The sequence below is a fragment of the uncultured Erythrobacter sp. genome (genome assembly GCF_947492365.1).
Taxonomy (GTDB): domain Bacteria; phylum Pseudomonadota; class Alphaproteobacteria; order Sphingomonadales; family Sphingomonadaceae; genus Erythrobacter.
Map to the genome: position 1 here is coordinate 1,333,403 of NZ_CANLMB010000001.1, position 24,993 is coordinate 1,358,395.

Genomic DNA, 24,993 nt, shown 5'->3' on the forward strand with positions numbered 1-24,993 from the left:
AATCCGGCCGACTGCGCCATGCGCCTCGGCTGGACCCCAGTTAACGGGAAATCCAAAGAAAAATCGGGAAAACCCGAGAGAAAATGAGGGACTCACGCAAATGCAGGACTTGGAAATCGAGATGAAAGAAACGCTCATCACACTCACCAGCGATATTGTCGCAGCGCATGTTAGCAATAATGATGTCGCTGTCGATGATGTGCCTAGCCTAATCACGAATGTTTTCGGTGCTTTGGCAGCACTGGGCGAAGAAGACGAAGTCGAAGAAGTGCGCCCTGAACCGGCCGTTTCGATCCGCGCTTCGATCAAGCCGGATTACATCGTCTGCCTTGAAGACGGCAAGAAGCTGAAAATGCTGAAGCGTTATCTGCGCACCAATTACGACATGACGCCCGAGGAATATCGTGCGCGTTGGGGTCTGCCTTCGGACTATCCGATGGTCGCTCCCAATTATGCCGAAAAGCGCCGCGATCTGGCCAAGAAAATCGGTCTTGGCCGCAAGCCCGGATCGGGCCGCGGTGGCCGCAAGGCAAAATAAGAGTGCGAAGACACCCCCAGATCAATCATCTGGGGGCGATACCACCGGTCAAGCTTGAGCAATGCGCCCCGCCTCGGTAAGAGGCGCGGGTGTGTTGCTGCCGGTTCGCCCGTCAGCGGTAGTCGAGACAGGACATCCGGGAAGCCTTCGCTTGAACCAGAAAATCGATCTTGAACAATTGTGCGCCGAAAAGGGCCTGCGCATCACCGAGCAACGCCGCGTGATTGCGAAGGTGCTGTCGGACAGCGACGATCATCCCGATGTGGAGCTGCTCCACAGCCGTGCCTCGGCGATTGATTCCAAGATTTCGATTGCAACCGTCTATCGCACGGTTCGCCTTTTCGAAGAGGCCGGCATCCTCGACCGTCACGATTTCGGCGATGGCCGCTCGCGCTATGAGCCCGTGCCAGAGGCGCATCACGATCACCTGATCGATGTCGAAACCGGCAAAGTCGTCGAATTCGTCGATCCCGAAGTCGAGGCGCTCCAACGGCAGATCGCCGAAAAGCTCGGCTATAGGTTGGTCGATCACCGCATGGAACTGTACGGCGTGCGCCTGTCGCGCGACGATTGAGCGGCAGCATGGACGACCACGCCGCAGCGACAGGCATCGACGCTCCTACCGAGGATAAAGCCTGGCAGCTTCGCGTCGAAGCCGCGCGCGGCGCAAACACTCCGATTTCGATCCGCGGATGGCTGCGAGTTGTGCGCCGCGTGCTGATGCTGGTGGCGCTGCTGCTTGTCTGCCTACCGTCGCATTTTGTGTTCCGCATCTTGGCCTATGGCTCGCCTTTCCCGATGTATTTCCTTCGCTACTCCGCATGGATATGTGGCGCGCGGGTCGAGGTCGAAGGCACCCATCTCAAGCGCGATGTCTTCTATGTCGCCAACCACATCTCGTGGCTCGACATCCTCTCGCTCGCAGGCGCCTGTGGGACCGCTTTTGTCGCCAAGGCCGAGCTTGAGGAAACCCCCGTGGTCGGCTGGCTCGCCTCGCTCAACCGCACCGTCTTTGTGAAGCGCGAACACAGGATGGGGGTGGCCGAGCAGATCAACGCGCTGAAAGAGGCGCTGGCGGACAATTGGGCGGTCACCGTCTTTCCCGAGGGAACCACAACCGACGGTCAGTCGCTCTTGCCGTTCAAGACCAGCATGCTTTCGGTGCTGGAGCCCCCTCCCCCCGGCGTTCTGGTTCAGCCGGTGTTGCTCGATTACGGTCAGGTGGCGGAGTGGATCGGCTGGGTTGGAGAAGAAGGCGGGCTTAACAACGCCAAACGCGTGCTGGCGCGCAATGGCACTTTCCCGCTGAAAGTCCGCTTTCTGGAGCCTTTCTGCCCCGACGAGATTCGCGGACGCAAAGCCATCGGGCAAGAGGCACGCCGCAGGATCGAGGACGCTCTGCTGGAAACGCTGGGAAAGCCGCTGCGCCCATTCGCACATGACGTGCCGCCGATCCGCTACGAAGCGGGCGCGGCAAAGCAGGTCCCGGACGATACAGCGCCCTAAAGCCCCGCGCGCACCAGCCAATCATGAAACAGCCGCACCGGGCGCATTTCAAGCGCAGTCGGTTTGCACACGAACCAATAGCTGTAAGGGCTTTGCACTTCCGGCCCCGGCAGATTGACCAGCCTGTTATCGCCCGCTCGCAGCAAGTGATCGTCATGCATGATCGCAATGCCCAGCCCCTGCGCCGCCGCCTCCAGCATCAGCTGGCCGGAATCGTAATGATCGATTGCGGCGGGTTCCATATCGTCGAGGTGGTTCGCCTTTTTCCACTCCACAAAGCTTTCGGGTAGCTCATTGTGGATCAGGAAAGTCTGTTTCGCGAGACTGGCCGCGCTGACTTCGCCCACAACACTGGCCACGTCGCGCGAACAGATCGCGTGGACCAGATTGTGGTCGAGCCGCACGGCATGCAGCCCTGACGCCGGACCGCGCGACAGGATGATCGCGGCATCGAGCGTGTCGCCCACCCGGTCTTCCAGATGCGGCGCGGTGTCGATGTCGATATGCAGCAGCGGGTGCCGCTTGCGCAGCTCGCCCAAACGCGGGAACAGCCGCTGGCTCCCGAACATCGGCAGCACGCCCAGCCGCAAACGCAGCAGCGAGATATTGTCCGACTGGCTTTCCACCGCGCGAGTGAGCGATTCCAGATGCGGGTTCACCGCCTCGTAGAACGCCTGCCCCTCATCGGTCAGCTGCATTGACTGGCGCGCGCGGGTGAACAGCTTCTTGCCGACGAACTCTTCCAGATTGGTGATCCGGCGCGAGAGAGCCGACGGGCTGAGCCCGATCTCTTCGGCCGCCGCGCGGGCAGAACCAAGACGCACCGTGCGCATGAATGCTTCGAGGGCGCGTAGCGGGGGAAGTCGGCGAGATGGCATAGTGCAGCTCCTGTTACACCGGAGCTACGCTGCGCGGAACCGAAAGGATGCAAAAAATTGAAGCATCACCGCAAATAGCGGCGAATGCGCGCAATTATTGCACCTCAGCGGGTGGAGCAGGCGGCTCTTCGCTGCCCGGCGCGTGGAGACGCAAGCGCTTCACATGCGTCTCGTCACCCGCCGTAACCTCGATCCGCCAGCCGCTGGGATGCTCCAGCTTCGCGCCCACCGCCGGCACCGCTTCGGCCAGCACAAAGGCGAGCCCCCCCAGCGTATCGACTGCCTCCTCGACCTCGCCAAGGCGCGGATCGACCACTTCGGCCACATCCTCCAGCTCAGCGCGGGCATCGCAGTCCCACATGCCCTCGCCAATCGGCACGATCAGCGCCTCGGCGGTTTCGTCATGCTCGTCCTCGATCTCGCCGACGATTTCCTCGACCAGATCCTCGATCGTGATGATCCCGTCCGTGCCTGAGAACTCGTCGAGCACAATCGCCAGATGCACCCTGCGCGTGCGCATATCGGCGAGCACATCGAGCGCGCCGCGCGATTGCGGGACATAGAGCGGCTGACGCATCAGCACGGTCCAGTCGCGCGGCGGCGGCTTGTCGCTCACCAGCTCGGCAAACACGTCCTTGATATGGATCATCCCGATCACATCATCGAGCCGCTCACGATAGACCGGCATGCGCGAATGGCCGTGCTCTGCGAATGTTGCAACCAGCGCATCCCATGACAGAGATGCATCCACCGCAACGATCTCTCCGCGCGGAACCGCGACATCATCGGCGTCGTGTTCTGAGAAGTGCAGGAGGTTGCGCAGCATCTGGCGCTCGACCGGCGAGAGGTCGCCATTGCTACTGCTGCCATCCGCGCTTTCGGAATCCTCGTTCTCGTCCTCGTGCTCGTCGATCACCTCTTCGAGCTGCGCGCGCAAAGAGCGATCGCCGTCACCGGCACCGACCAATTTCTTGAAAGCGGTCCCCAAACTGGTGAGGACCCCGCTGCTACTCTCCGCGTCTCCCGCGGCGGGTGTACTGGAATCGGGCATGGCCCTTTGTGATTACTCCTTAATGATCACGATCACCATATGGGTCCGCAATACCCAGTTTTGCAAGTGCGGTTATCTCCAGAGCCTCCATTGCTTCGGCTTCTTCATCGGAATCGACATGATCATAGCCTGCCAGATGGAGCAGACCGTGGATGACAAGGTGCGCGGCGTGGTGGTCTAGCGGGACGCCCTTGGCCTCCGCCTCGCGGGCGCAAGTCCCGTGAGCAAGCGCAATGTCACCGAGCATCTCCGGCGGACCTTCAGGCGCCAGATCGAGCAGCTCATCGCGCTCCAGCATCGGAAAGCTGAGCACATTGGTTGGCTTGTCACGCTCGCGCCATTCGCGGTTGAGCGCGTGAACCTCGGCGTCCGAGGTGAACAGCACGCTCACCGACAGACGCGGGTTCGCAAGCTCCGGCGCGACCTCGGCAGCGGCGCTGGCTGAGCGCTCAGCCAGCGCGCTCCAGCCCTTTGGCCACTCACCCGCAGGCCAGTCTTCGATGTCGCATTCAAGCTCCAAAGCGAACCTCATGATTACAGCGGCTTAACCGAGACATGGACCGCATGTTACACGGTCCTAAGATAAAAAACCGCAATCCAGCCAGCATCGGTTCGAAGCGCGCTCCTGCCGCGCGAAGAGAGATGCAGATTCGTTCAATCATTGCCCACTCGCCCTAGCCCGGATCAGGTCGCGTAGGAAAGCGGTCCATATTGAAACTACCGCCGCTCCGCAAGACACGCTTGTCCATCTCTCACTTGGTTCTGAAGGAGAGAGCCACGCAATCGCCAGGGAGCGGCAGGTGCGGGGGATGGCTTTTGACGAGTGGGGCAGGAGAGGAGGAAGTGGGGGATCGGGGGTGGGAGCGGACTTTAGTCTGAGATTGTAATTTCGCTGATTGGAGTTCCCGGTGGCAAGCCCCTGACTTGCTCATGCAGTTGACCAGCGATGTGCAGCTTTACGACAAATGAAAGCTTGTGCATCTCTGCGACGTTCATCGTCCCACCAAATACGGGAGCAATTCTAAAATCGTAGCACTCGCCACTTTCTAGAATGAGACCTCGATTGCGAGCGCCGATCACTAGTGCTTCAAACAACATGCTATCTCTAGCTTCAACCTCTTGCAGACGGACCGTTAGTTCAGCGAGAGAGTTGGCAGCCTTGGAAAGCTTACCATCGATAGTGTCAATTTGATGGATCACACCAACGACGTCGCGAAAGAAGACCTCTCCGAAAGCGGAAACGGCAATCGCAGTGAGGCCTGACAATGGCAACCACCGCCAGCCGTCGAGGGCACGCAAGATGTCCTCTTCGGGAACCTCAATGAACAGATGGGCATTCTCAGGAGATCCTCCAATTGCAACTAGATCGATCGCCAAGTCGAGTTCTTGCTCATCCTCTTCGGAATCGGACTTTCCGCCGAACCAATTTTTCCAACCCATGACACCTCCGTGGGCTTTCTATGGACCGACTGGGCTATGTCCGCAAATGGGTCGCAAACCGCCCGTCCGCCCACCCCCGCAACCGCAAGAATAGCAGCCCTAGGCGTCCGGCCCCTCATAGGCCTCAACAATCCGCCCTACGATCGGGTGGCGGACCACGTCGGCGGCGGTGAAGCGGATGGTGCCGAAGCCGTCGACATGTTCCAGCTTGTCCACTGCATCGGCAAGCCCGCTCATCCGGTCGCCGCCGGGAATGTCGACCTGGCGCGGATCGCCGCAAATCACCATCCGGCTGTTCTGGCCAAAACGGGTGAGGAACATCTTCATCTGCTCGCGCGTCGTGTTTTGCGCTTCGTCGAGAATCACAAAAGCGTCAGCGAGTGTGCGACCGCGCATAAAGGCAATCGGAGCGATCTCGATCTCGCCGCTTTCGATCCGCCGCTCGACCTGCTCGGGCGGCATGCAATCATAGAGCGCGTCGTAGAGCGGGCGCAGATAGGGATCGACCTTGTCCTTCATATCGCCGGGCAGAAAGCCGAGCTTCTCCCCTGCCTCCACTGCCGGACGCGAGAGGATCAGGCGCTGGACGCTGCCGGTCATCAACTGGCTGACCGCCTGCGCGACCGCGAGATAGGTCTTGCCCGTCCCCGCCGGACCCAGCGCGAAGATGATATCGTCGCGCACAAGGCTGCGCATATAGGTGATCTGGGTGGCCGAGCGCGGCACAATCGTCTTGCGCCGCGTGCGGATCATGATCGGCGGCTCTTCCTTCTCGCCGCTGATAATCCCCTCCAAAGTCGGCTCGTTCGACATTGCGATCAGCGATTCGATCGCCCCGCTGTCGAGGTCCTGCCCCTGCGCAAGCCGGTCATACATGGTGTTGAGCGTCTCGCGCGCCCGCGCCACGGCATCCTCCGGCCCCTCGATCAGGATCTGGTCGCCGCGCGCATGGATATAGACGCCCAGCCGGTTTTCGACCTGAACCAGATTGGCATCGAATTGTCCGAACAGCGCGTTCAGCAGCGACTGGTTTTCAAAACTCAGCTCGACCTGCGCGCGCGTGACTTCAGCGGGATTGCCCGAAACATCGTTGATCGCTTCGGGAAGGGCAGCGGGATCAATCGCGCCCTCATGCTTCGGCTTGTGTGCTTTGCGGCCCATAAATTCCTTTGCGTCTGGCCCCGGGAAAGGGCGTCACCACCGAGTCGGAAGGTTAGGCTTCCACCGCGTTATGGCAAGTTCGGTAGGGCTGCGTGGCTGGGGATTGTGGTCTGATTGAAACCTTTCAGTGACAGGTCTAGTCTTTGCGCATGACCCGAAACCTGCTGCTTGCTCTCATCGCCTTGCCTCTTCTCAACGCTTGCAGCCAAGAGCCGGAGCAAGCGCCTGTCACTCCAGAATTGGCCGACGAGGCGACAGAGCCTGAACTACCTCAGGCAATCGCAAGTCTCGTCCGGACGGAATTCGAAGGGGTCGAGACGCTTACATTTCGATCCGGTCATGCTGACCTGAACAATGACGGGCAGGATGAGTGGCTCGTTTCTATTGTCGGGCCGGGAGTGTGCGGAAGCGGCGGCTGTCCGCTTCGAATTTTTCAGATCACGCAGGACGGGATCGAGACGAAAAGCAAGCTCTCGGTGACCAAATGGCCAATCGGCTTGTATGATAGTGAAACCAATGGCTGGCGTGACCTTGCTGTCGCGGTTGGCGGCGGCGGGCTCGAATACACGATTATGAAAGTGCCGCATGACGGGACGACCTATCCCTTCAATCCGACCATGCCTCCAGCCGAACCAAGCTCCGATGAGTACACGACGATAATCGCGCAGCCCGCTATGTGAGAGATCACGCGTCGGCGCGGCTTTTCACGACGCCCATCAGCGAGTTTCCGCCCGCTTCGACGAGGTCGCATTCGACCATATCGCCGATTGCCGCCTCGTCATTGAACCACACGCTTTGCAGCCATGGCGATTTGCCCAGCCATTGGCCTTCATGCTTGCCCTTGCGCTCGACGAGGACCTTGCAGCTTTTGCCGACGCTGGCGGCGTTGAAGGCGAGTTGGTCGCGGTTGATCCGTTCCTGCAGGCGCTGGAGGCGTTCGTCCATCACCTCTTTGGCGATCTGGTTGTCCATGCTCGCGGCGGGCGTGCCGGGGCGCGGGGAATATTTGAAGCTGTAGGCCTGCGCGTAGCGGACCTCGTCCACGATGCTGAGCGTGTCCTCGAACTCCGCCTCTGTCTCACCGGGGAAGCCGACGATAAAGTCGCCTGACAGCGCGATATCGGGGCGCACATCGCGGAACCGTTCGAGCAGTTTGAGATAGCTCTCTGCATTGTGCGAGCGGTTCATCGCTTTCAGCACGCGGTCATTGCCCGATTGCACCGGCAAATGGAGGTAAGGCATCAGCTGCTCGACCTCGCCATGCGCGGCGATCAGCGCGTCGTCCATGTCGTTGGGGTGGCTGGTTGTGTAGCGGATGCGCTCCAGCCCATCGAGTTTTGCAAGCGCGTGGATCAGCTGGCCCAGCCCTGCGACGCGCCCCTTGTCATCCTCGCCGCGCCATGCATTCACGTTCTGGCCCAGCAGCGTGATCTCGCGCGCACCGGCTTCGATCAGCTTGCGAGCTTCGTCCAACAAATCGCTGTAAGGCCGCGATATTTCAGCGCCGCGCGTATAGGGCACCACGCAATAGGTGCAGAACTTGTCGCACCCTTCCTGCACGGTGAGGAAGGCTGTGGGAGAGCGCCGCTTGCGCTTTGGCAGCGAGTCAAATTTCGCAATTGCGGGCATGTCGGTGTCGGTCGCGCGCTCGCCCTTCACCGCTCTGTCCAGCATCTCGGGAAGCCGGTGATAGGCCTGCGGGCCGACCACCATGGAGACCGCAGGAGCGCGGGTCATGATCTCTTCGCCCTCGGCCTGCGCGACGCAGCCGGCGACCGCGATCATCGGTGCCTTTTCCTGCGTCTTGCCTTTGGTCAGACGGCCAATGTCGGAGTAGATCTTCTCCGCTGCTTTCTCGCGGATATGGCAGGTGTTGAGCACCACCAGATCGGCATCCTCACCCTCAGGCGCGGGCGTGATGCCCTTCTCCGCCAGCAGCTCGCCCATACGCTCGCCATCATAGACGTTCATCTGGCAGCCGAAGCTCTTGACCCTGTAGGTCTTGGGGGGAGTGGTGGGTTTCATGGAGGGGCGCGTTTAGCGGTGAATTGGTTGGGGTTCAATCACCCGTCATCGCGAGGCCGCCGCCCCTGATGCACACACGGCTCCAGCTGGCGGAAACCGGGGCCGGGATGGACCTTGCCGGCCGGGCCGCATTCGACCATCGGCTTGGAAATGCCCTGCGCGGCCACCATCGCATGCGCATCCTTGCTGCGATAGGCGGCGATCCAGGTGATGCAATCGGCGAGCAGGCGAATGCGGTGTTTGGTGAAAGTGCCGTTTTGCGGGCCGCAATTGATCGTGAAGACCTCGGCAGCGGGCGCTGCGTCATAGCGGGCAAAGCGGCGCAAGACCTCTCCGCGTTCGTTGAAGACGGTGCGCTGCGTGTCATTGGTCATGCCGTCGCCGCCGTAAAAGGGCGAGGTGTTGAACATATAGGCGCGCACTTCGGGGTTCTGGATCGAGACTTCGGTTGCCAGCGCCCCGCCGAGCGAGTGACCGGTCACGATCCACGGAATGTCATCATCAAACCGCGCGCTTTCGGTCTCGAACGCGGCGAGCGCGAGTTCGATCTGGTCGCTGCGAAGCGTGCCGTAGAATATATCGCTGAACCCGTCGAAATCGGTCCCGCGAAAGGCGAGAATGCGGGCGATAGGCTTGCGTGTCGGATCATATTGGTCGTGCGCAAACTGCTCGAACAGCTCATAGCCAAAGCCTTTTTCCGCCGCGTCGTCAGGGATCGGTGTTTTCTCAAGCGGCTCCAGCATCGGCAGCGGCCACGCATAGAGATCATTGTCGCCCGTATAGGCCTGCGTCGCCGCAACCGCATAGGGAAACGCATCCTGTGCCGCATCGCCAACAAACGCACACCACCCCCCGGCCTCCGACCGGCACGGCGAGCGCGATTGCGAAATGTCGGGATATGTCGCGCAGGCGGAAAGGGTGAGGAGAAGAATGATTGCAATCTTACGTGGAGCAATCATTGGTTGTTCGCATTCGCTCCGTTGATGTCCTCGCCAACGACCGTCGAACCGTCGAGGATTCGGCCAAGAAATGACATTAGCATGAGCACATGAACGGCATATTCTTCATCGTATGGTTGCTCGCCATGTGCATGAGGATTTCGTACAAATGCTCTCCAACCTTGCATGAGCAAAAGGGCTCCTCGCTGCCGATTTCGATTAGTCTCATTGTCGAGATCACTAGGCACCATAAGAACGGGCTCATTGGGTGAGAAAACTCGACCAATCTCTCCATCGCTGTCGTTTTCCGCGCCGGACTTTCGAGTAAATTGGGTCGCAAGTGCGGTACAGCAAGCCACAATCAAATCGTGATAATTAGGTTGGTCAGCTTGCTCAGCAAGCTCGACACGTGCCCTAAATTCAGGATGCAAAAACCGATCGAACGAACCAGCATCAGTTACTTGCATTTCCTTGGCGAACATCTCAGCCTTTGCCAGAAGGTCAGGCACGTCGTGCAGGACGATATCGAACCAGTCATTCTGTTCGCAGAAATATATATGACGGCCTAAGTCGTCTATGCGGCTATTAGGGAATTCCTGAGGTAGAGCCGCTCTAATTGCGCCCAGATGATTCGACATCGCGTCGCGAAGCGCATTTCTCGTCAGCTCAGCGCCATAGTCTTCGGGATTGCGTATTGCCATCCCTGCAAGCTGGATCAGTTTACGACCATGCTCGGAGATTAGTGCCAAGAACTGAGCCGACTGATTTGGCACGACTACTTACCCTACGCTCGCCTTGACAATCTTGCCCGGTGCCTGCGGCGGCTCGCCCTTCGGCAGAGCGTGGACGTGTTCCATGCCGCTCTCGACCTGGCCCCAGACGGTGTATTGGCCGTCGAGGAAGTGGGCATCTTCGAAGCAGATGAAGAATTGCGAGTTCGCGCTGTCGGGCATTTGCGAGCGGGCCATCGAGCAGGTGCCTTCGACATGCGGCTCGGCGTTGAACTCGGCCTTGAGGTCAGGCTTTTCGCTGCCGCCCATCCCGGTGCCGGTCGGGTCGCCGCCCTGCGCCATGAAGCCCGGGATCACGCGGTGGAACACCACGCCATCGTAAAAGCCTTCGCTGGCAAGCTCCGAAATCCGCGCGACGTGGCCGGGGGCCAGATCGGGGCGCAGTTTGATGACTACGTCCTTGCCCTCGCCATCTCCGGTGTCGAGCGTGAAAGTGAGCTTGTCGGCCATTTGAAATTCTCCTGATGTTTGGCCGAGCGATATAGAGAATTGTGAGCGGGTGTCACCCTCCACCTTGCTTTTCGTGCACCCCTGCCTAGACCGCTTCTCATGGTCGATCCCGCTGCTCTAGATGATGAAACCATCACCCTCGACGCGCTTGAGGACGAAGTGCGCCCCGATGACCGGGTGGATGACGAGCGGCATGACGAGGAAAACCGGCTGAAACCCGAATATGTCCGCGATGTGCGCGCCGCGCTGGAGGCCGGTGACAAGGGCGCGGTCTATGACCTCGTGGAGCCGCTCCACCCCGCCGACATTGCCGACCTTATCGAGCTGGTGAACACCGACGACCGTGAAACTTTCGCGGCCGCCATCACCGACCTGATGAGCCCCGAAGTGGTCGCGGAACTCAACGATCACGTGCGCGAATTGATGATGGAAGCGCTGACGCCAGAAGACGTCGCGACCATCACCGAACAGCTCGAAACCGACGATGCGGTCCAGCTTCTCGAGGATCTCGACGAAGACGACCAGAAGGCAATCATCGCCGAGCTGGAGCCGGAGACGCAGGCCGCGGTTGAAAGCGCGCTGTCCTATCCGGAGGAGACCGCCGGGCGTCTGATGAACCGCCACACGATGGCGGTGCCCGAGCATATGACCGTGGGCGATCTGATCGATTATCTGCGGATCGAGGGCGATCTGACGCATGATTTCTTCGAGGTCTTTGTGGTCGATTCCTCGCATCATCCGGTGGGCACATGCGCGCTCAACTGGATCCTCACCACCCCGCGCTCGGTTAAACTGACCGACGTGATGAAGCGCGACCAGACGCTGATCCCGGTGACGATGGATCAGGAAGAGGTCGCACTGATGTTCCAGAAATACGCGCTGATCTCTGCCGCTGTGGTAGATGATAGCGGGCGGCTGGTCGGGCAGATGACGGTCGATGATATCGTCCACATCATCTCCGAAGAAGCGGGCGAGGATGCGCTGCTGCTATCGGGCGCAGGCGACGGTGACATTAACGAGCCGATCCGCGAGGCTTACTCCAGCCGCGTGCGCTGGCTGGTCGCCAATCTCGGCACAGCGGTTGTGGCCTCTGCGATCATCGCGTTTTTCGGAGCGGCGATCGAGGAACTGGTCGCGCTCGCCGTGCTGATGCCGATTGTCGCGAGCATTGGCGGCAATGCGGGCACGCAGACCATGGCAGTCGCGGTGCGCGCGATTGCAACCAACCAGCTGACCCGCGCCAACACCTGGCGGATCGTCTGGCGCGAGCTGCGCGTGGCGGTGCTCAACGGCGCGACGATAGCGGTGCTGATCGGGATAGCAGCGGCGCTTCTGTTCTCGCCGGAGATGGGCGCGGTGATCGCGCTCGCCATGATTATCAACATCGCGGTGGCGGGCCTTGCGGGCGTGCTGGTGCCGGTCGCGTTCGAGCGGCTCGATCAGGACCCCGCGCTGGCCTCCTCCGTATTCGTGACCATGATCACTGACTCGATGGGCTTCTTCGCCTTCCTCGGACTGGCCGTCGCAGCGGGGCTTGCACCGCTCTGATGCCGCTTCACATGACCAAGATCGCGTTCGGCGCGAAGAGCTATGAAGACCTCGCCAGCTGGTATGTCGAAGGCGCGACCGAGCCTAAACGCCTCACCACCAAATACCGGCCCAAGCGGCACGAGGAGATGGTGGGCGGCTCGCTCTACTGGATCTTGAACCATGCGCTGGTGGCGCGCTCGGAAATCCTCAGCTTCACCGAAACCGCCGAGGGGCGCTGGCACATCAACCTGAAGCCCGAGCTGGTCCGCGTCCACCAACAGCGCAAGCGCGCGCATCAGGGCTGGCGCTATCTCGCAGAGGACAAAGCCCCGCGCGATGTCGCTCCGGGTGAGGATATCGGCGATGCCCTGCCCGGCAAACTGGCTGCGAAGCTGGAACGGCTGGGACTGGTTTAGACCTGAGCGTGCTGCCGCATCCGAAAATGCGGTTGTCAGCTTGAAACCGGCCACATAAACTCGCTGGATGCGAATTCACATCCTCGCCGCCTTTGCGGCACTCGCCCTAGCCTTGACTGCAAATCCTGCCTTCGCGCAGCCCGTGACAAGCGAGCGCGACGATGTGGAGCGGGTCGAATCCAGCGATCCGGAAATGAACGCGGCCATCGAAACGGCACAGCAGACTTTACCCGACTTTCTCGCAATGCTTGCCGATCCGCCCAGAGGCGTGTCGCAGATCGGGTTCAAGTTTCCGCTGGGCGGGTGGGAGCATATCTGGGTTCACGATGTCAGGCGCGATGGCGACTATCTGACCGGCCGGCTCAGCAATGTGCCGATGCAGGAAGAATGGAAGCAAAACGAGCGGGTCCGCGTCCCGTTATCGGAAGTTTCCGACTGGGCGTGGATGGATGCGGACGGCGTCATGCGCGGCCAGCACACAACGCGCGTATTGCTCAGCCGGATCGACCCGCAAATGGCGGCTGCGATTGCGGAAAGTTTCGGCTGGAAGCGCTAGTCAGCGATAATTTCGCTTACCCTTTCGGCGGCATCGGGATCAGCGCGGGCGTGTTCTTGCGGTATTCCTGATAGGCCGGATCATCGCCCCAGCGCTCTTTCGCTTGTGCGTTTTGCAGGTTCACGCCGCTGATGCGGGTGAGCAGCAGGTAGACGAAGACAGGCGAGATCACGACCAGCCAGGACAGGCCTGACAGCACCGGCACCGCGATGATCAGAATGCCGGTCCACAGCGTGATCTCTCCGAAGTAATTCGGGTGGCGGCTCCACTTCCACAGGCCGACATTGATGAACTTGCCTGAATTGGCGGGATCGTCCTTGAACTGGCTCTTTTGCGCGTCGGCCACGGCTTCGAAGGCAAAGCCGAACACCCACACTGCCGCGCCAACCCAGAACCAGATATCAATCGGCACCTGAGTGCTCGAGGTGATGATTGCGATGGCGGCAGAGGCGGTCAGGATCACCCACAGGGCTTGCAAGGTCCACGCGACCAGAAAGCGCGGCGGGTTCACTTTGATCTTCTCGAAGCGGCTGTCGGTCCCGCCCATCGCGTGGATGCGCATGAACAGGAATGAGCCGAGCCGGATGCACCAGATCGCGACCATCGCCGCGACCGCGAGGGCTCGCATATCCAGCTCGCCATGCGCGCCGATTGCTGCGTAGCAGGCAACCGCGGTCACCGTGATGTAAGTGAGCGCGCCGGTCGTGTCATAGAACTTGTCCGACTGCGCAGCGGCGGCGGGAATGAAGGCGAGCCAGTTCACCAGCAGCGCGATCCAGCCGCAGACATACATCGCCGAATAGCCCAGCAATTCGACACTGTTTGCCCCTGCGAAATATGCGAAGGCGAGCGCGATTATCGTAACAATCGCGGCCACCATCAGGCTCTTTGCTGACTTGCCCATCTTGAATTCCCCTACTTTGTCTTCGCTGCCTCTCGCAGCTGCGCCATCACAAGTTGGACGTCGTGAACCGCGTCCTTTTCGGCCGGATTGGCAAATTCGGCATAGCTTTCATGCAGCGCGCCCATCCGCTCTGCAATGCGCACTTCGTTGTATCCGTGACTAACTACGAAGCGGCGGCGCGAAAGGATTTGCGGCAGGACGATATCGACGTAATTTTCGACATCCATTCCGAATTTCATGAACTGTTCGGGGCCAAGCGGGGTGAAGACCCAGCCGGGCACGATCAGGCCTGCATGGACATGCGGCGGCAGGTCGCCGCGCAGGCTCTCGGTCATGCCCAGAACTGCGTGTTTGGCCGCGATATAGGCCGCCGTCTGGCGCACCGCGCAGAACCAGCTGTTCTCGCTGCCAGTATTGTAGATCGCGCTGGGGCTTTCCTGCGCGACAAGGCGCGGTGCGAAGGCGCGGCAGCCGTTCCAGATACCCCAGAAATTGACGTCGAAATGCGCGCGGGCTTCTTCGGGGTCGACTTCCCACAGCTTGCCATGAACGCCGCCTTGGCCCGCATTGTTCAGCACGAGGTCGATGGCCTCGAACTGCTCGCCAGCCGCCTCGGCCAGCGCCTCGACTTGCGCGAGGTCTGATACGTCACAGGCCAGGGTGGAGATGTTCGCAATTCGCTCGGCCGCCTCTAGCCGCTCTCCTGGCAAATCGCCGACAAGCACCTCGACGCCCTGCCCTGCGAGCCTTTTCGCCAGCGCGAGTCCAATCCCGCTCGCCCCGCCGGTTATCACCGCTGTCCGGGGCGCGAAGTCTATCACTGGGCGGCCCGGCTCTTCTCGGCCACGCGGCGCAGCACGTTGACATAGGTTTCCGGCCCTTGCGCGCCCGGTACCATGAATTTGCCGTTGATGATCATGGCCGGAACGCCGGAGATGTTGAGGTCCCACGCCTGCCGCTCTTCGGCTTCGACGCGCGCTTCCAGATCGGCATCGTCCAGCGCGGTGCGCGCAGCTTCACGATGGAGACCAACACTGGCGGCGATGTCGAGCAGACCTTCGCGGTCAGCGAGCGATTGGCGCTGATTGAAATGCGCCTTGAACAGGGCAAGCTTGAGCTGCGTCTGCACCTGCGGTCCCGCTTGTTCGAGCGCGAAGCCCAGCAGCTTGTGACAATCGCGGGTGTTCCACATCATCGCAGGCGGCGCTTCCTCGCTGCCCTCATACGAAAGCGAAACGCCTGCATTCTCGGCAACCAGCTTCATCTGCCCGCGCACTTTCGCGCCCTCTTCGGCAGAGCGGCCATATTTGCGAGCCAGATGCGCTTCCTGCCCCTCACCCTCGGCTGGCATGTCGGGGTTGAGTTCGAACGGACGCCAGCGCACTTCGGCTTCGATTTCGCCTTCGAGTTCGCCCAGAGCCTTAGTCAATTGGCCGTATCCAATCGCGCACCACGGGCACACGACGTCAGAGTATATGTCGATGGTAAGCTTGTCGTGAGCGCTCATGCGGTCTTCTCCAACCACCATTTCATCAAATTGCTTGCAATCGCATGCGGTGGCGGCGCGCGGAACGGGCCGTCTCCGGCGAGCGAGGCAACAACCTCGTGACGGGTGAACCAGCGGATTTCCGCCATCTCGGTCTCGTCGATTACCAGCGCATCATCGTCGGCATAGCTGTGGCAACCGATCATCAGCTGGCTCGGGAATGGCCATGGCTGGCTGGCGACATAGGAAACGTCGCGGACCCGCACACCCGATTCCTCGAACACTTCGCGCGCCACGGCTTCCTCGATGGTCTCGCCCGGTTCGACAAAGCCTGCGAGTGCAGAGAATGCCCCCTCCGGCCAGCCCTTCCCTCGGCCCAGCATCAAGCGGCCTTCATATTCGGCGAGCATGATTGTGACCGGATCGGTGCGCGGGAAATGTTGCGCATCGCACGATCCGCAATCGCGCTGCCAGCCGCCTTTGGCGATATGCGTGTCACCGCCGCACGCCGCACAGTGGCGGTGCCGCGCGTGCCAGTCGATCAGGCTGCGCGCGCCGCCGTAAAGCGCAAGGTCGCCCGGATCGAGCGTCGCCATCAGCGACCAGAGCCGCGGATTAGCCATGCGCGGCTTAGCATCACCCTCTTTGGGCACTGCCGCAAAACAGGCCTTCTCACCCCCGTCGCTGCGATCAATCCCGAGGAAGACAAGCTCCGCATCCTCTGGCGCATCGGCGAGCGTGCCCCAGGCCAGACGGCCCGTGTCATCCAGATCGGGCATCATCTCGTCGAGCGCCAGCAGCCGCGCCTTCCAGTTCATCAGCCCCGCAAGCGCATCCGGATCGGCACGCAGATTGTCTGCGCGGTCTAGCGGCGAGCCTGAAAAGGCAATCGGTCCAGCATTGGGCGGGCTAAGCATCAGGCGGCGTGGCTCTGATGCATACCGGTCAGATCAGCCTCCATCGCGGCGAAGAATTCATCGCGGATCGGGAAGGCATCGGTGGGCATATATTGCGTCCACAAACAGGCGCGCAGGCCCAAATTGTAGTCTGCGGCGGCCAAAGTTCCGGCGGCACCGCCCCAGCCGAACCGGCCATTATGCGAACGTCCACCCGCACCGTGGCCCTGACCATCGACCCATGATCCGGTGAGATCGACCGTATCGGGGATCAGGTTGGAGACGCCGACGCGCACCGCTTCTTCGCTCATCACCCGCTCATTGCCGAGCATGCCGTAGCCGAGCAGCATCCGCAGGAAGCGGTCATAATCGCGCGGCGTAGAGATCAATCCGCCGCCGCCCGAGGGCACTTTTGGTGCGTCGAAATAGATCGAATTGTTCGCGGGATCGATCGGCAGCGGATTGCCGAACAGAATGCCGTAATTGTCGGTCAGGCGCGCGCCTTCGCCCTCCGGCACGGTCATCCAGGTGCTGTCCATGCCCAGCGGATCGAACAGACGCGATTTGAGGAAGGCTTCGAATTCCATGCCGCTTGCGACCTCGACCACGCGGCCGAGCAAGTCGATGCTGCACGAATAGCTCCACTTGGTCGCGGGCTGATACATCAGCGGCAGGCTGGCAAGCCTGTCTGTCCAGACCTCTAGGCCCGGCGCAGGCGTGACCGGAGGGAAGCCGGGGATCGGATTGCGGCTGACCCGGCCGCCCACGATGCCATTTTCGTTATAGGCATCGAGCAGCGGCCCCTTGCTGATGATCGAATAGCCAAGGCCGGACGTGTGGGTCAGCAGCTGGCGGAGTGTGATCGGACGCTCGGCAGGCACGGTGTCGTTCAGCGATCCTTCCGGATCGACCAGAACCTGCGTGTCGCGGAAGGCGGGAATCACATCGTAAAGCGGCTGGTCGAGTGTCAACAGACCATCGTCGATCAGCATCATGATCGCCATGCCGGTAATCGGCTTCGACATTGAATAGATGCGATAGAGCGTGTCCATGTCCACCGGCGTTTCGCTGGAAAGACCCAGCGTTCCGCCGCCGACTGTGTGGGCCATGTCGTTCTGACCCCAGCCGAAGGAGAGCAGCAGGTTCGCGACCTTGCGCTCCGACACATATTTCTGCGCCATCGCGGCGACATTGGGCCAGCTTTCGCTGACATCATGCGCAAGCAGCTGACGCCCGAAAGGAAGCGAAGCGAGCGCAGCCACGCCAGCGGCATAGGCCCCGCCGCGAAACAGCGAGCGGCGGCTGAGCTGGGGCGAAAGGGCGGGTTCGTCGAAAGTGCGATAGGCCATTGGGAATCTCTCCGAGGGAATGTCTTTGCGCGCGTTTGTGGGGGAGCAGAGCTGAACCGTCAATTGCGTGGTTAAATGAGACTAGTTCTGACGGGTCTTGAAATGTTGTAGTGTATTGCCCATATAACACACATGTTCAATATACTCTCTTGGCTGATCGGACTTGTGTGCCTGATCCTCGCAATCCCGCTCCAGCTGCCGATCCTCGGCCTTGGCCTGTGGATCGTGCTTCCTGTCGCGGTGATCGGTGCCGGTATCGGCGCGCTGTCTTCCTCGAATGGCGGACGCAATCTCAACCTGTTCGTGATTCTGGTGATCGTGCTCAGGCTGGCGATTACCGGCGGGACATTTTGATCTCTTAAGCCAGCGCGAGCCGCGCGGCCTTGGCGAATAAGGTTGGTAGCCCCGCCTCTCCGATCTCGCTGACCGGCCACCACTCGCCCTCGCCCATCGGAGCATCTGCGCTCGCAATCCGCACCACGTCCATCGTGAGATGCGCATGGGTGAACGTGTGCCGCACCGCGCCCAGCGCCTCGCGCTCGCCTGACAGCGGAGCTGCGCCAGTGCCATCCGCCTGCGCGCTCCAGCCGTCATCAGGCAGCGCGCGCATCCCGCCGAGCATGCCTGTGCCGGGGCGCGTGACGAGCCAGACCTTCTCTTCCATCTCAATCCAGAACGCTGTCCCGCGCCGCTCGGGCTTTGCCTTCTTGGGAGCTTTGACGGGCAAGCGTTCGGGTTCGCCCGCTTTGCGTCCCTCGCATTGGTCGGACAGCGGGCAGAGCAGGCATTTGGGAGCCTTGCTGGTGCAGATTTGCGAGCCGAGATCCATCATCGCCTGCGCGAAGTCACCCGCGCGTTTGTCCGGCGTGATTGTGTCAGCCCGCTCGCGGATCGCCTTGCGCGCTTTGGGAAGCGGCTCGGTGATCGCGAACAGCCGCGAGACCACCCGCTCGACATTGGCATCGACCACCACTGCCCGCTCCCCAAAGGCAATCGCAGCTATTGCGGCGGCGGTATAAGCACCCAGCCCCGGTAACTCGCGCAGCTCTGCTTCGGTCTTGGGAAAGCCGCCGCGCGCCGCCACTTCGGCTGCGCACTTCACCAGATTGCGGGCGCGCGAATAGTAGCCCAGCCCCGCCCAAGCGGCCATCACCTCGTCCTCACCCGCTGCGGCAAGATCGAACACGCTCGGCCAGCGCGCGGTGAATTTTTCAAAGTAGGGCTTCACCGCCGCGACGGTCGTCTGCTGCAGCATCACTTCGGATAGCCACACGCGATAGGGCCACGCATCGTCGTTCGGCGCAGGCATGCAGGGCGGATTGCGCCACGGCAAGGCCCGCGCATGGCTCGCATACCAGTCGAGAAGTTTGTCGGCTAAGCTGGCGGTCACGCGGGGCCTATGGCATGGCACAGGGCGACATGGGAAGTGACACCGACAAACCAAAAGGCAAGCAGCCACGCCCGCGCAAGCTGGCCAAGCCCTATGAGCGTCCGCGCGGCCGCGGCGCCAAGGCGATCGGCGATCTCATGCCCGAAATCGGGCGCACGGCCTTTCGCCGCTTCGGCTTTGTCCAAAGCTCGGTCGTCACGCGCTGGCCCGAAATTGTTGGCCCCAAACATGCGCGGGTCTGCTCACCCGAAGCGATCCGTTTCCCGCCGGGCGAGAAATCCGAAGGCATATTGCAACTGGTCGTCGCGCCCGCCCATGCGCCGCTGATCCAGCAAGTGCTGCCCGAGATCATCGAGCGGGTGAACCGCTTCTTTGGCTACAATGCCGTCGCGCGGGCAAAAATCCGGCAAGGTAAGGTTAAGCCGCCAACTGCTGAAGCGAAGCCCAAACCGCCGCCTTCGCTGAAGCCCATTCCGATGGAACTGGGTGACAGCTTGCGCGATATTGGCGATCCCGAACTGCGCACCGTGCTCGAATCGCTCGCCCGCAGCTTTGACGATGGAAAGAAAGAAGACGACACGTGAAGACAGCTTTTTGGGGAGCGCCCCTGCTATTTGGCACGGCCATCGGTGCGCTCGCCCTCACCCCTGCGTCGGCGCAATCCGGCTCGCAATCAAGCTCGCAAGACCAGCTGCGCGATGCCCCCAGCGCCTTTGTCGGCAGCGGTCGGCGCGCGGCGTGGCATGCCGAGGTTGAGCGCACCGAGCGCGGCTTTCGCATCGGCAACCCCGATGCAGAGGCGAGCCTGATCGAGTTCATCAGCTACACTTGCGGCCACTGCGCCACCTTTGCCCGCGAGGGCGAAGGTGCGCTGGACCTCGCACTGCTCGCGCCCGGCCATATGAATGTCGAAGTGCGCCCCGTGATCCGCAACGCCATCGACCTCACTGTGTCTCTGCTGGTTCAATGCGGCGGAGCAGACAGCTTCAAGGACAGCCACCGGCTCTATCTGATGCGGCAGGAAAGCTGGCTCGACAAAGCCCGCTCGGCTCCGGCCGCGCAGCAACAAATCTGGGCGCGCGGCGACCGTGCGGCTCGGCTCAATATGGCGCAGGCGCTCGATCTGGATGACATGCTGGCAGAGCGCGGTGCGTCAATGGCCGATATCCGCACCTGTCTTTCCGATGATGAGGCCGCGCTGGCGCTGCTGCGAAATGGCCGCGCGGATAGCAGCGACTTCGGCGTCGCAGGCACGCCCAGCTTCGCGCTCGACGGTGAATTGCTCACTGGCGTGCACAATTGGGCGGCGCTCTACCCGGTGCTCAGCGAACGCTTCCGTCCCGAAAGGGAACAGGATTCGAGCTTTTAAGCGCCGCCGAGTGGGCTATATCCACAGGACACCTCCATTTTTGCACAATCCCGCATGCTTAACCGCTTCCGCTCCTCCGGAGCATCCGTATAGTTTGCACAACTTCGATCAAAGGATCAGCCCGAGATGAAATCGACCCGCACTTTGCTCAAACTCTCGCTCGCCGCGCCCTTGGCGCTCGCCCTTGCCGCATGCGGTGGCGGGTCAGGCGATGTCGAGGATGGCGACGTGATCGCACCAATCGCCGCACCCGAAGGCACCAATTGGGGCGAGACTGTCACGATCAGCGAAGAAGACGGCTATGTCCTCGGCAACCCCGATGCGCCGCTCAAACTGGTCGAGTACGCCTCGCACACTTGCGGTGCCTGCGCGAATTTCTCCGCTCAGGCCAAGCCTGGGATCAAGGAATTCGTTGCAACCGGCGTTGTGAGCTTTGAGCAGCGCAACCTCGTGCGCGACCCGATCGACCTCACCATCGCCACTCTGGTGCGCTGCGGTGCGAAAGAAAACATGCAGCCGCTGTCGGATCAGGCATGGGGCAATCTCGAAGCGACCTTTGCCGCGGTCAACCAGAACGGCGCTGCCTATCAGGCCGCAGGCGAAGCGCCGCTGGAAGAGCGCTTTGTCGGCATCGCACAGGCTGCTGGCCTGATCGACTTCTTCGCCGCACGCGGGCTTTCGGCGGATCAGCAACTCGCTTGCCTGACCGACACGGAAACCATCGAAACGATTGCCAACAATTCGAGCGAGCAGGCGTCGGAACTGAACATCAATGCCACTCCGGCCTTCCTTCTCAACGGGCGCAGGCTCGATGTGAATCAGTGGCGTGAAATTGAAGGCGTGCTGCAACGCGCCGGTGCTCGCAGCGAATAATCGGGAGCACAGCAACCACCCATGCAAATCAACCGGCTCAAACTCTCTGGCTTCAAAAGCTTCGTAGAGCCGGCTGAATTGCGGATTGAGCCAGGCCTGACAGGCGTTGTCGGGCCGAATGGTTGCGGCAAGTCCAATCTGCTCGAGGCAATCCGCTGGGTGATGGGCGAAAACTCGCCCAAGTCGATGCGTTCCGGCGGGATGGAAGACGTGATCTTCGCCGGCACTGACAGCCGTCCCTCGCGCGCCTTTGCCGAAGTGGTCCTGCACGCTGCCGACGATCAGGACGAGGAACTGGTCGTCACCCGCCGGATCGAGCGCGGTGCGGGCAGCGCCTACCGCGTCAATGGCCGCGATGTCCGCGCGAAGGATGTCGCGCTGACCTTTGCCGATGCAGCAACAGGCGCGCACTCACCCGCGCTCGTCAGCCAAGGCAAGATCGCGCAGGTGATCGCCGCCAAGCCGACCGAACGCCGCGCCATGCTCGAAGAAGCCGCAGGGATCGCGGGGCTTCACGTGCGGCGCAAGGATGCCGAGAGCAAACTGCGCTCGACCGAGAAGAACCTCGAACGGCTCGAAGATTTGATGGCGGGGCTGGATTCGCAGATGGCCTCGCTCAAACGGCAGGCCAAGCAGGCAGAGCGCTACACCAAGCTGACCGAGCAGATCCAGCATGCCGAAGCGCGGCTGGTCTTCGCCCGCTGGCGCGATGCGGCTTACTCCGCGAAGGAAGCGCGCGAGGCGGCTGAGGGAGCCGAGGCGCGGGTTGCCGCTGCGAAAGAAGCAGCCGAAGCCGCGCAAAAGGAACAGGCCGAAGCCGCCAGCAAACTTGCCGAAGCGCGCGAGGAACTGACCGACCGGCGCGACGATGCCAGCGCGCATGGGCACCGGATGGCGGCGCTGTCGGAAAAGCTGGAAGCTGCCGAAACGCGGCTTGCCGATCTGGAACGCCAACGCGCACGGCTGGAGGAAGACCGCGTCGCTGCCGACCGCATGACAAATGACGCCGCCGATGCGCTCGCGCGGCTCGAACGCGAATTGGAAGCCTCGCAGAAAAGCGTGAGCGAGGCCGAAACCACTCGCCCCGGTGTCGCCGACGCTGCCGAAAAAGCCGAACGCGCCAGCCGCGCCGCCGAACTCGCGCTGGCCAAAGCAACCGCCGACCATGCAGGCGTAGAGGCCGAATGGCGCGTTGCTGAAGCAGCCATCGAACAGGCCGAAGCGCGGCTCGCCCGTCTGACCCGCGAAGGCGAACGGATTGCCGCGACGCGCGCCGAACTGAGCGGCGCGGGTAATCCCGAAACCGCCGTCGCCGAAGCGCGCGAAGCCGCCGATGAGGCTGCGCGCGAAGTCGCCCGCTTGCGCACCCGCCTCGAAGACGACCAGGCGCGCAAGGGTGAGCTCCAGACCGCCCGCGACGAAGCCGCCAGCGCGCTCTCCGCCGCGCGTGCCGAACTGGCCGGGATCGAGCGCGAATATTCCGCCCTCGCCCGTGACCGCGACGCGCGCGAGAAACGGGCGAAGAACCGCGAAGGCCTGCCCGCAGCGCTCGACAAGGTGCGCGTGGCCAAGGGCTATGAACGCGCCATCGCCGCCGTGCTGGGCCGCGATGCGAAGTCGCCGCTTGGCGCGCCGCCTCAGGCCAGCGACGGCCGTTTCTGGACCGGCAGCAACGCACCCTCTCCCGTGGCCGAAAGCATTCTCGACCATATCAGCGACTGCCCCGCAGAACTGCGCGCGCGCCTCGCTCTGGTCCATTGCGCCGCCAAGGATGACGGTCGGACGCTCGGCCCGGGCGAATGGCTGGTCACGACCGGCGGACATTTGCGCCGCTGGGACGGCTTTGTCGCGCGCGGCGAAGGCTCAGCAGAGGCCGCGACACTCGAAGCAGCGAACCGGCTCGCCGAACTGGAAGTGCAGCTCCCCGACCTACGCGGCGCGGCTGAACTTGCCGCTGCCAATGAGACCACCGCGCGCGAGGAATTGTCCGCGCTCCAGACCGCTCTTGTGGCGCAGGAGCGCGAGATCGCAGGCGCAATCGAGGCCGAACGCGCGGCCTTGCGGGGTCTCGATTCGGCTGAAGCCGCCAAGGAACGGATCGCGACGCGGCTGGCCGAACTGGCCGAAGCCACGGGTGATCTCGAAGAACAACAGGCCCTTGCGCAGACCGAACTGACCGAAGCGCGCGATGCCCGCGAAGCGCTGCCCGCGCCCGACGCCGGACGCGCCGCGCTCGAGGCTGCGCAGGCCAAGAACGAAGCCTCGCGCTCCGCCGTGCAGGCCACACTCGCCGAACTCGCCTCACACGATCAGGGGTTGGCCGTGGCGCGCGAGCGACTGGCGGCGCAGCAGGCCGATCATGCGAGCTGGAAGGCGCGCTCGGGCGAAGCGGCCACCCGCGTTGCCAATGCCGGAATGCGGCTTGAGGAGATCGAGGAAGAGCGCGCAGTCATCGCTGCCAAGCCCGCCTCGCTGATGGCGGAGATTGAGCAAGGCGATGCGGTGCGCGCGCGGCTGACGCGGGAGCTTGAGGCAGCGCAAGCGGCGATGGATCTGTGTCAGGAGGCATGCAACAGTGCCGACCGCAAGCTCGCCGATGCGCAAGAAAGCCTCGCCGTGGCGCGCGAAGGCCGCGCTACTTTGGCCACCCGGGCGGAGAACGAAGAAGCCCGCCGCAGCGAGATGGCGCGGATTTCGGGCGAGCGGTTCCAGTGCCCTCCCCCGATGCTGGGCGAGCGGTTCGACTTTGACGACAGCACGGTCAAACCCGCCAGCGAAGAATCGGACGAAATGGACCGCCTCACCGCCAGCCGTGAGCGGATCGGGCCGGTCAATCTCGTCGCCGCCGAGGAACTTGCGCGGATCGAGGAAGAGCACGGCACCAGTGCCAGCGAACAGGCCGAACTGACCGAAGCGGTCAATCGCCTGCGCAATTCGATCGGCAATCTCAACCGCGAAGGGCGCGAACGTCTGCGCGCGGCTTTCGAGGAAGTGGACGGGCATTTCCGCGTGCTGTTCACCCGCCTGTTCCAAGGCGGTCAGGCGCATCTCGCACTGGTCGATAGCGATGATCCGCTTGAGGCAGGTCTGGAGATTTACGCCCAGCCGCCGGGCAAGCGCCTGCAATCGCTTTCGCTGCTATCGGGCGGCGAGCAGGCACTGACAGCGACCGCGCTGATCTTTGCCCTGTTCCTCACCAATCCCGCACCTATCTGCGTTCTCGACGAAGTCGACGCCCCGCTCGACGATGCCAATGTGGAGCGCTTCTGCGACCTGCTCGATTCGATGGTCCGCACCACCAACACGCGCTATCTTATCGTCACGCATAACGCCGTGACGATGAGCCGCATGCACCGGCTGTTCGGGGTGACGATGGCCGAAAAAGGCGTCTCGCGCCTTGTCAGTGTCGATCTGGGTGAGGCCGAATTGCTAGCGGCGGAATGAAG

At 62.1% G+C, this 24,993-nt stretch carries 27 protein-coding genes; 12 read left to right on the forward strand and 15 right to left on the reverse strand.

Annotated features, from left to right (window positions below):
- Positions 1–100 precede the first annotated feature (100 nt).
- The 3 genes from Q0887_RS06515 (at position 101) to Q0887_RS06525 (ending at position 2,044) form a co-directional block, all read left to right on the forward strand.
- The gene (locus Q0887_RS06515; RefSeq protein ID WP_299193334.1) at positions 101–538 is read left to right on the forward strand and encodes a MucR family transcriptional regulator; all 438 of its coding nucleotides are present in this window, start codon (positions 101–103) and stop codon (positions 536–538) included.
- A 151-nt stretch (positions 539–689) separates the two neighbouring features.
- Positions 690–1,112 carry a Fur family transcriptional regulator gene (locus Q0887_RS06520; RefSeq protein ID WP_299193336.1) on the forward strand — a complete coding sequence of 141 codons (423 nt, stop codon included), beginning with the start codon at positions 690–692 and terminating at the stop codon, positions 1,110–1,112.
- An 8-nt stretch (positions 1,113–1,120) separates the two neighbouring features.
- Positions 1,121–2,044 carry a lysophospholipid acyltransferase family protein gene (locus Q0887_RS06525; protein WP_299193338.1) on the forward strand — a complete coding sequence of 308 codons (924 nt, stop codon included), beginning with the start codon at positions 1,121–1,123 and terminating at the stop codon, positions 2,042–2,044.
- Here the strand turns inward: Q0887_RS06525 and Q0887_RS06530 are convergent.
- The 5 genes from Q0887_RS06530 to Q0887_RS06550 form a co-directional block, all read right to left on the reverse strand.
- Positions 2,041–2,922 carry a LysR substrate-binding domain-containing protein gene (locus Q0887_RS06530; protein ID WP_299193340.1) on the reverse strand — a complete coding sequence of 294 codons (882 nt, stop codon included), beginning with the start codon at positions 2,920–2,922 and terminating at the stop codon, positions 2,041–2,043. The genes Q0887_RS06525 and Q0887_RS06530 overlap by 4 nt on opposite strands.
- 94 nt (positions 2,923–3,016) lie before the next feature.
- Entirely contained in the window at positions 3,017–3,973 is a 957-nt protein-coding gene (locus Q0887_RS06535; protein WP_299193342.1) for a hemolysin family protein, read from the reverse strand.
- A gap of 19 nt (positions 3,974–3,992) precedes the next feature.
- Positions 3,993–4,493, reverse strand: coding sequence for an rRNA maturation RNase YbeY (gene ybeY / locus Q0887_RS06540; RefSeq protein WP_299195267.1), 501 nt, complete (start codon positions 4,491–4,493; stop codon positions 3,993–3,995).
- Between the two features lie 350 nt (positions 4,494–4,843).
- Positions 4,844–5,413 carry a T6SS immunity protein Tdi1 domain-containing protein gene (locus Q0887_RS06545; protein WP_299193344.1) on the reverse strand — a complete coding sequence of 190 codons (570 nt, stop codon included), beginning with the start codon at positions 5,411–5,413 and terminating at the stop codon, positions 4,844–4,846.
- A gap of 99 nt (positions 5,414–5,512) precedes the next feature.
- The gene (locus tag Q0887_RS06550; RefSeq protein WP_299193346.1) at positions 5,513–6,574 is read right to left on the reverse strand and encodes a PhoH family protein; all 1,062 of its coding nucleotides are present in this window, start codon (positions 6,572–6,574) and stop codon (positions 5,513–5,515) included.
- Between the two features lie 149 nt (positions 6,575–6,723).
- Between Q0887_RS06550 and Q0887_RS06555 the strand changes: the two genes are divergently transcribed.
- Entirely contained in the window at positions 6,724–7,254 is a 531-nt protein-coding gene (locus Q0887_RS06555) for a hypothetical protein (RefSeq protein WP_299193348.1), read from the forward strand.
- A gap of 4 nt (positions 7,255–7,258) precedes the next feature.
- Here the strand turns inward: Q0887_RS06555 and miaB are convergent, their stop codons facing one another.
- Genes miaB through Q0887_RS06575 form a run of 4 tightly spaced genes read right to left on the reverse strand, consistent with a single transcriptional unit; the run spans position 7,259 to position 10,778 of the window.
- On the reverse strand, positions 7,259–8,599 hold the full coding sequence (miaB, locus tag Q0887_RS06560) for a tRNA (N6-isopentenyl adenosine(37)-C2)-methylthiotransferase MiaB (protein WP_299193350.1): 1,341 nt from the start codon (positions 8,597–8,599) through the stop codon (positions 7,259–7,261).
- Positions 8,600–8,637: 38 nt separating this feature from the next.
- Positions 8,638–9,558, reverse strand: a complete 921-nt coding sequence (locus Q0887_RS06565) for a hypothetical protein (protein ID WP_299193352.1) — start codon at positions 9,556–9,558, stop codon at positions 8,638–8,640.
- Positions 9,555–10,310: a TIGR02391 family protein gene (locus tag Q0887_RS06570; protein WP_299193354.1), complete on the reverse strand. Its 756-nt coding sequence runs from the start codon at positions 10,308–10,310 to the stop codon at positions 9,555–9,557. Before Q0887_RS06570 ends, Q0887_RS06565 begins: the two co-directional genes overlap by 4 nt.
- 6 nt (positions 10,311–10,316) lie before the next feature.
- Positions 10,317–10,778 carry a peptidylprolyl isomerase gene (locus tag Q0887_RS06575; protein WP_299193356.1) on the reverse strand — a complete coding sequence of 154 codons (462 nt, stop codon included), beginning with the start codon at positions 10,776–10,778 and terminating at the stop codon, positions 10,317–10,319.
- 99 nt (positions 10,779–10,877) lie between these two features.
- Here Q0887_RS06575 and mgtE point away from each other — a divergent pair, with 99 nt between their 5' ends.
- The 3 genes from mgtE (at position 10,878) to Q0887_RS06590 (ending at position 13,280) form a co-directional block, all read left to right on the forward strand.
- The gene (mgtE, locus tag Q0887_RS06580) at positions 10,878–12,326 is read left to right on the forward strand and encodes a magnesium transporter (RefSeq protein ID WP_299193358.1); all 1,449 of its coding nucleotides are present in this window, start codon (positions 10,878–10,880) and stop codon (positions 12,324–12,326) included.
- On the forward strand, positions 12,326–12,724 hold the full coding sequence (locus Q0887_RS06585; RefSeq protein ID WP_299193360.1) for a DUF1489 domain-containing protein: 399 nt from the start codon (positions 12,326–12,328) through the stop codon (positions 12,722–12,724). The genes mgtE and Q0887_RS06585 overlap by 1 nt, the downstream gene beginning before the upstream one ends.
- Before the next feature lie 67 nt (positions 12,725–12,791).
- Positions 12,792–13,280, forward strand: coding sequence for a DUF2314 domain-containing protein (locus Q0887_RS06590; RefSeq protein ID WP_299193362.1), 489 nt, complete (start codon positions 12,792–12,794; stop codon positions 13,278–13,280).
- Positions 13,281–13,296: 16 nt separating this feature from the next.
- Here Q0887_RS06590 and Q0887_RS06595 read toward each other — a convergent pair whose 3' ends face one another.
- Genes Q0887_RS06595 through Q0887_RS06615 form a run of 5 tightly spaced genes read right to left on the reverse strand, consistent with a single transcriptional unit; the run spans position 13,297 to position 17,915 of the window.
- Positions 13,297–14,184, reverse strand: a complete 888-nt coding sequence (locus Q0887_RS06595) for a DUF1295 domain-containing protein (protein WP_299193364.1) — start codon at positions 14,182–14,184, stop codon at positions 13,297–13,299.
- An 11-nt stretch (positions 14,185–14,195) separates the two neighbouring features.
- Positions 14,196–15,005, reverse strand: a complete 810-nt coding sequence (locus Q0887_RS06600) for an SDR family oxidoreductase (RefSeq protein ID WP_299193366.1) — start codon at positions 15,003–15,005, stop codon at positions 14,196–14,198.
- Positions 15,002–15,691, reverse strand: coding sequence for a DsbA family oxidoreductase (locus Q0887_RS06605; RefSeq protein WP_299193370.1), 690 nt, complete (start codon positions 15,689–15,691; stop codon positions 15,002–15,004). The genes Q0887_RS06600 and Q0887_RS06605 overlap by 4 nt, the downstream gene beginning before the upstream one ends.
- Positions 15,688–16,587: an NAD(+) diphosphatase gene (nudC, locus tag Q0887_RS06610; RefSeq protein WP_299193372.1), complete on the reverse strand. Its 900-nt coding sequence runs from the start codon at positions 16,585–16,587 to the stop codon at positions 15,688–15,690. The genes Q0887_RS06605 and nudC overlap by 4 nt, the downstream gene beginning before the upstream one ends.
- Positions 16,587–17,915: a serine hydrolase domain-containing protein gene (locus Q0887_RS06615; protein ID WP_299193373.1), complete on the reverse strand. Its 1,329-nt coding sequence runs from the start codon at positions 17,913–17,915 to the stop codon at positions 16,587–16,589. The genes nudC and Q0887_RS06615 overlap by 1 nt, the downstream gene beginning before the upstream one ends.
- Positions 17,916–18,047: 132 nt before the next feature.
- On the opposite strand from Q0887_RS06615, the gene Q0887_RS06620 reads away from it, so the two are divergent.
- Positions 18,048–18,269: a hypothetical protein gene (locus Q0887_RS06620; protein ID WP_299193375.1), complete on the forward strand. Its 222-nt coding sequence runs from the start codon at positions 18,048–18,050 to the stop codon at positions 18,267–18,269.
- Positions 18,270–18,273: 4 nt separating this feature from the next.
- On the opposite strand, the gene Q0887_RS06625 is transcribed toward Q0887_RS06620, so the two are convergent.
- The gene (locus Q0887_RS06625; protein ID WP_299193377.1) at positions 18,274–19,305 is read right to left on the reverse strand and encodes an A/G-specific adenine glycosylase; all 1,032 of its coding nucleotides are present in this window, start codon (positions 19,303–19,305) and stop codon (positions 18,274–18,276) included.
- A gap of 14 nt (positions 19,306–19,319) precedes the next feature.
- Here Q0887_RS06625 and Q0887_RS06630 point away from each other — a divergent pair, with 14 nt between their 5' ends.
- From Q0887_RS06630 to Q0887_RS06645, 4 genes are all read left to right on the forward strand, one after another.
- Positions 19,320–19,889 (forward strand): DUF721 domain-containing protein, encoded by a 570-nt coding sequence (locus tag Q0887_RS06630; protein WP_299193379.1) that lies wholly within the window; start codon positions 19,320–19,322, stop codon positions 19,887–19,889.
- Entirely contained in the window at positions 19,886–20,674 is a 789-nt protein-coding gene (locus tag Q0887_RS06635; protein ID WP_299193380.1) for a thioredoxin domain-containing protein, read from the forward strand. Before Q0887_RS06630 ends, Q0887_RS06635 begins: the two co-directional genes overlap by 4 nt.
- Before the next feature lie 126 nt (positions 20,675–20,800).
- Positions 20,801–21,547: a thioredoxin domain-containing protein gene (locus Q0887_RS06640; protein WP_299193381.1), complete on the forward strand. Its 747-nt coding sequence runs from the start codon at positions 20,801–20,803 to the stop codon at positions 21,545–21,547.
- Positions 21,548–21,568: 21 nt separating this feature from the next.
- The gene (locus Q0887_RS06645; RefSeq protein WP_299193383.1) at positions 21,569–24,991 is read left to right on the forward strand and encodes an AAA family ATPase; all 3,423 of its coding nucleotides are present in this window, start codon (positions 21,569–21,571) and stop codon (positions 24,989–24,991) included.
- The last annotated feature ends 2 nt before the right edge of the window (positions 24,992–24,993 follow it).

Bases quoted from the DNA above. Each gene is read 5' to 3' on its own strand.
- Q0887_RS06590 (WP_299193362.1), top strand. From the start codon at position 12,792: ATGCGAATTCACATCCTCGCCGCCTTTGCGGCACTCGCCCTAGCCTTG.
- Q0887_RS06605 (WP_299193370.1), bottom strand. From the start codon at position 15,691: ATGAGCGCTCACGACAAGCTTACCATCGACATATACTCTGACGTCGTG.
- nudC (WP_299193372.1), bottom strand. From the start codon at position 16,587: ATGCTTAGCCCGCCCAATGCTGGACCGATTGCCTTTTCAGGCTCGCCG.
- Q0887_RS06515 (WP_299193334.1), top strand. From the start codon at position 101: ATGCAGGACTTGGAAATCGAGATGAAAGAAACGCTCATCACACTCACC.
- Q0887_RS06530 (WP_299193340.1), bottom strand. From the start codon at position 2,922: ATGCCATCTCGCCGACTTCCCCCGCTACGCGCCCTCGAAGCATTCATG.
- Q0887_RS06565 (WP_299193352.1), bottom strand. From the start codon at position 9,558: ATGATTGCTCCACGTAAGATTGCAATCATTCTTCTCCTCACCCTTTCC.
- Q0887_RS06550 (WP_299193346.1), bottom strand. From the start codon at position 6,574: ATGGGCCGCAAAGCACACAAGCCGAAGCATGAGGGCGCGATTGATCCC.
- Q0887_RS06525 (WP_299193338.1), top strand. From the start codon at position 1,121: ATGGACGACCACGCCGCAGCGACAGGCATCGACGCTCCTACCGAGGAT.
- Q0887_RS06620 (WP_299193375.1), top strand. From the start codon at position 18,048: ATGTTCAATATACTCTCTTGGCTGATCGGACTTGTGTGCCTGATCCTC.
- mgtE (WP_299193358.1), top strand. From the start codon at position 10,878: ATGGTCGATCCCGCTGCTCTAGATGATGAAACCATCACCCTCGACGCG.
- Q0887_RS06535 (WP_299193342.1), bottom strand. From the start codon at position 3,973: ATGCCCGATTCCAGTACACCCGCCGCGGGAGACGCGGAGAGTAGCAGC.
- Q0887_RS06595 (WP_299193364.1), bottom strand. From the start codon at position 14,184: ATGGGCAAGTCAGCAAAGAGCCTGATGGTGGCCGCGATTGTTACGATA.
- Q0887_RS06615 (WP_299193373.1), bottom strand. From the start codon at position 17,915: ATGGCCTATCGCACTTTCGACGAACCCGCCCTTTCGCCCCAGCTCAGC.
- Q0887_RS06575 (WP_299193356.1), bottom strand. From the start codon at position 10,778: ATGGCCGACAAGCTCACTTTCACGCTCGACACCGGAGATGGCGAGGGC.
- Q0887_RS06645 (WP_299193383.1), top strand. From the start codon at position 21,569: ATGCAAATCAACCGGCTCAAACTCTCTGGCTTCAAAAGCTTCGTAGAG.
- Q0887_RS06640 (WP_299193381.1), top strand. From the start codon at position 20,801: ATGAAATCGACCCGCACTTTGCTCAAACTCTCGCTCGCCGCGCCCTTG.
- Q0887_RS06545 (WP_299193344.1), bottom strand. From the start codon at position 5,413: ATGGGTTGGAAAAATTGGTTCGGCGGAAAGTCCGATTCCGAAGAGGAT.
- Q0887_RS06555 (WP_299193348.1), top strand. From the start codon at position 6,724: ATGACCCGAAACCTGCTGCTTGCTCTCATCGCCTTGCCTCTTCTCAAC.
- Q0887_RS06585 (WP_299193360.1), top strand. From the start codon at position 12,326: ATGCCGCTTCACATGACCAAGATCGCGTTCGGCGCGAAGAGCTATGAA.
- miaB (WP_299193350.1), bottom strand. From the start codon at position 8,599: ATGAAACCCACCACTCCCCCCAAGACCTACAGGGTCAAGAGCTTCGGC.
- Q0887_RS06630 (WP_299193379.1), top strand. From the start codon at position 19,320: ATGGCACAGGGCGACATGGGAAGTGACACCGACAAACCAAAAGGCAAG.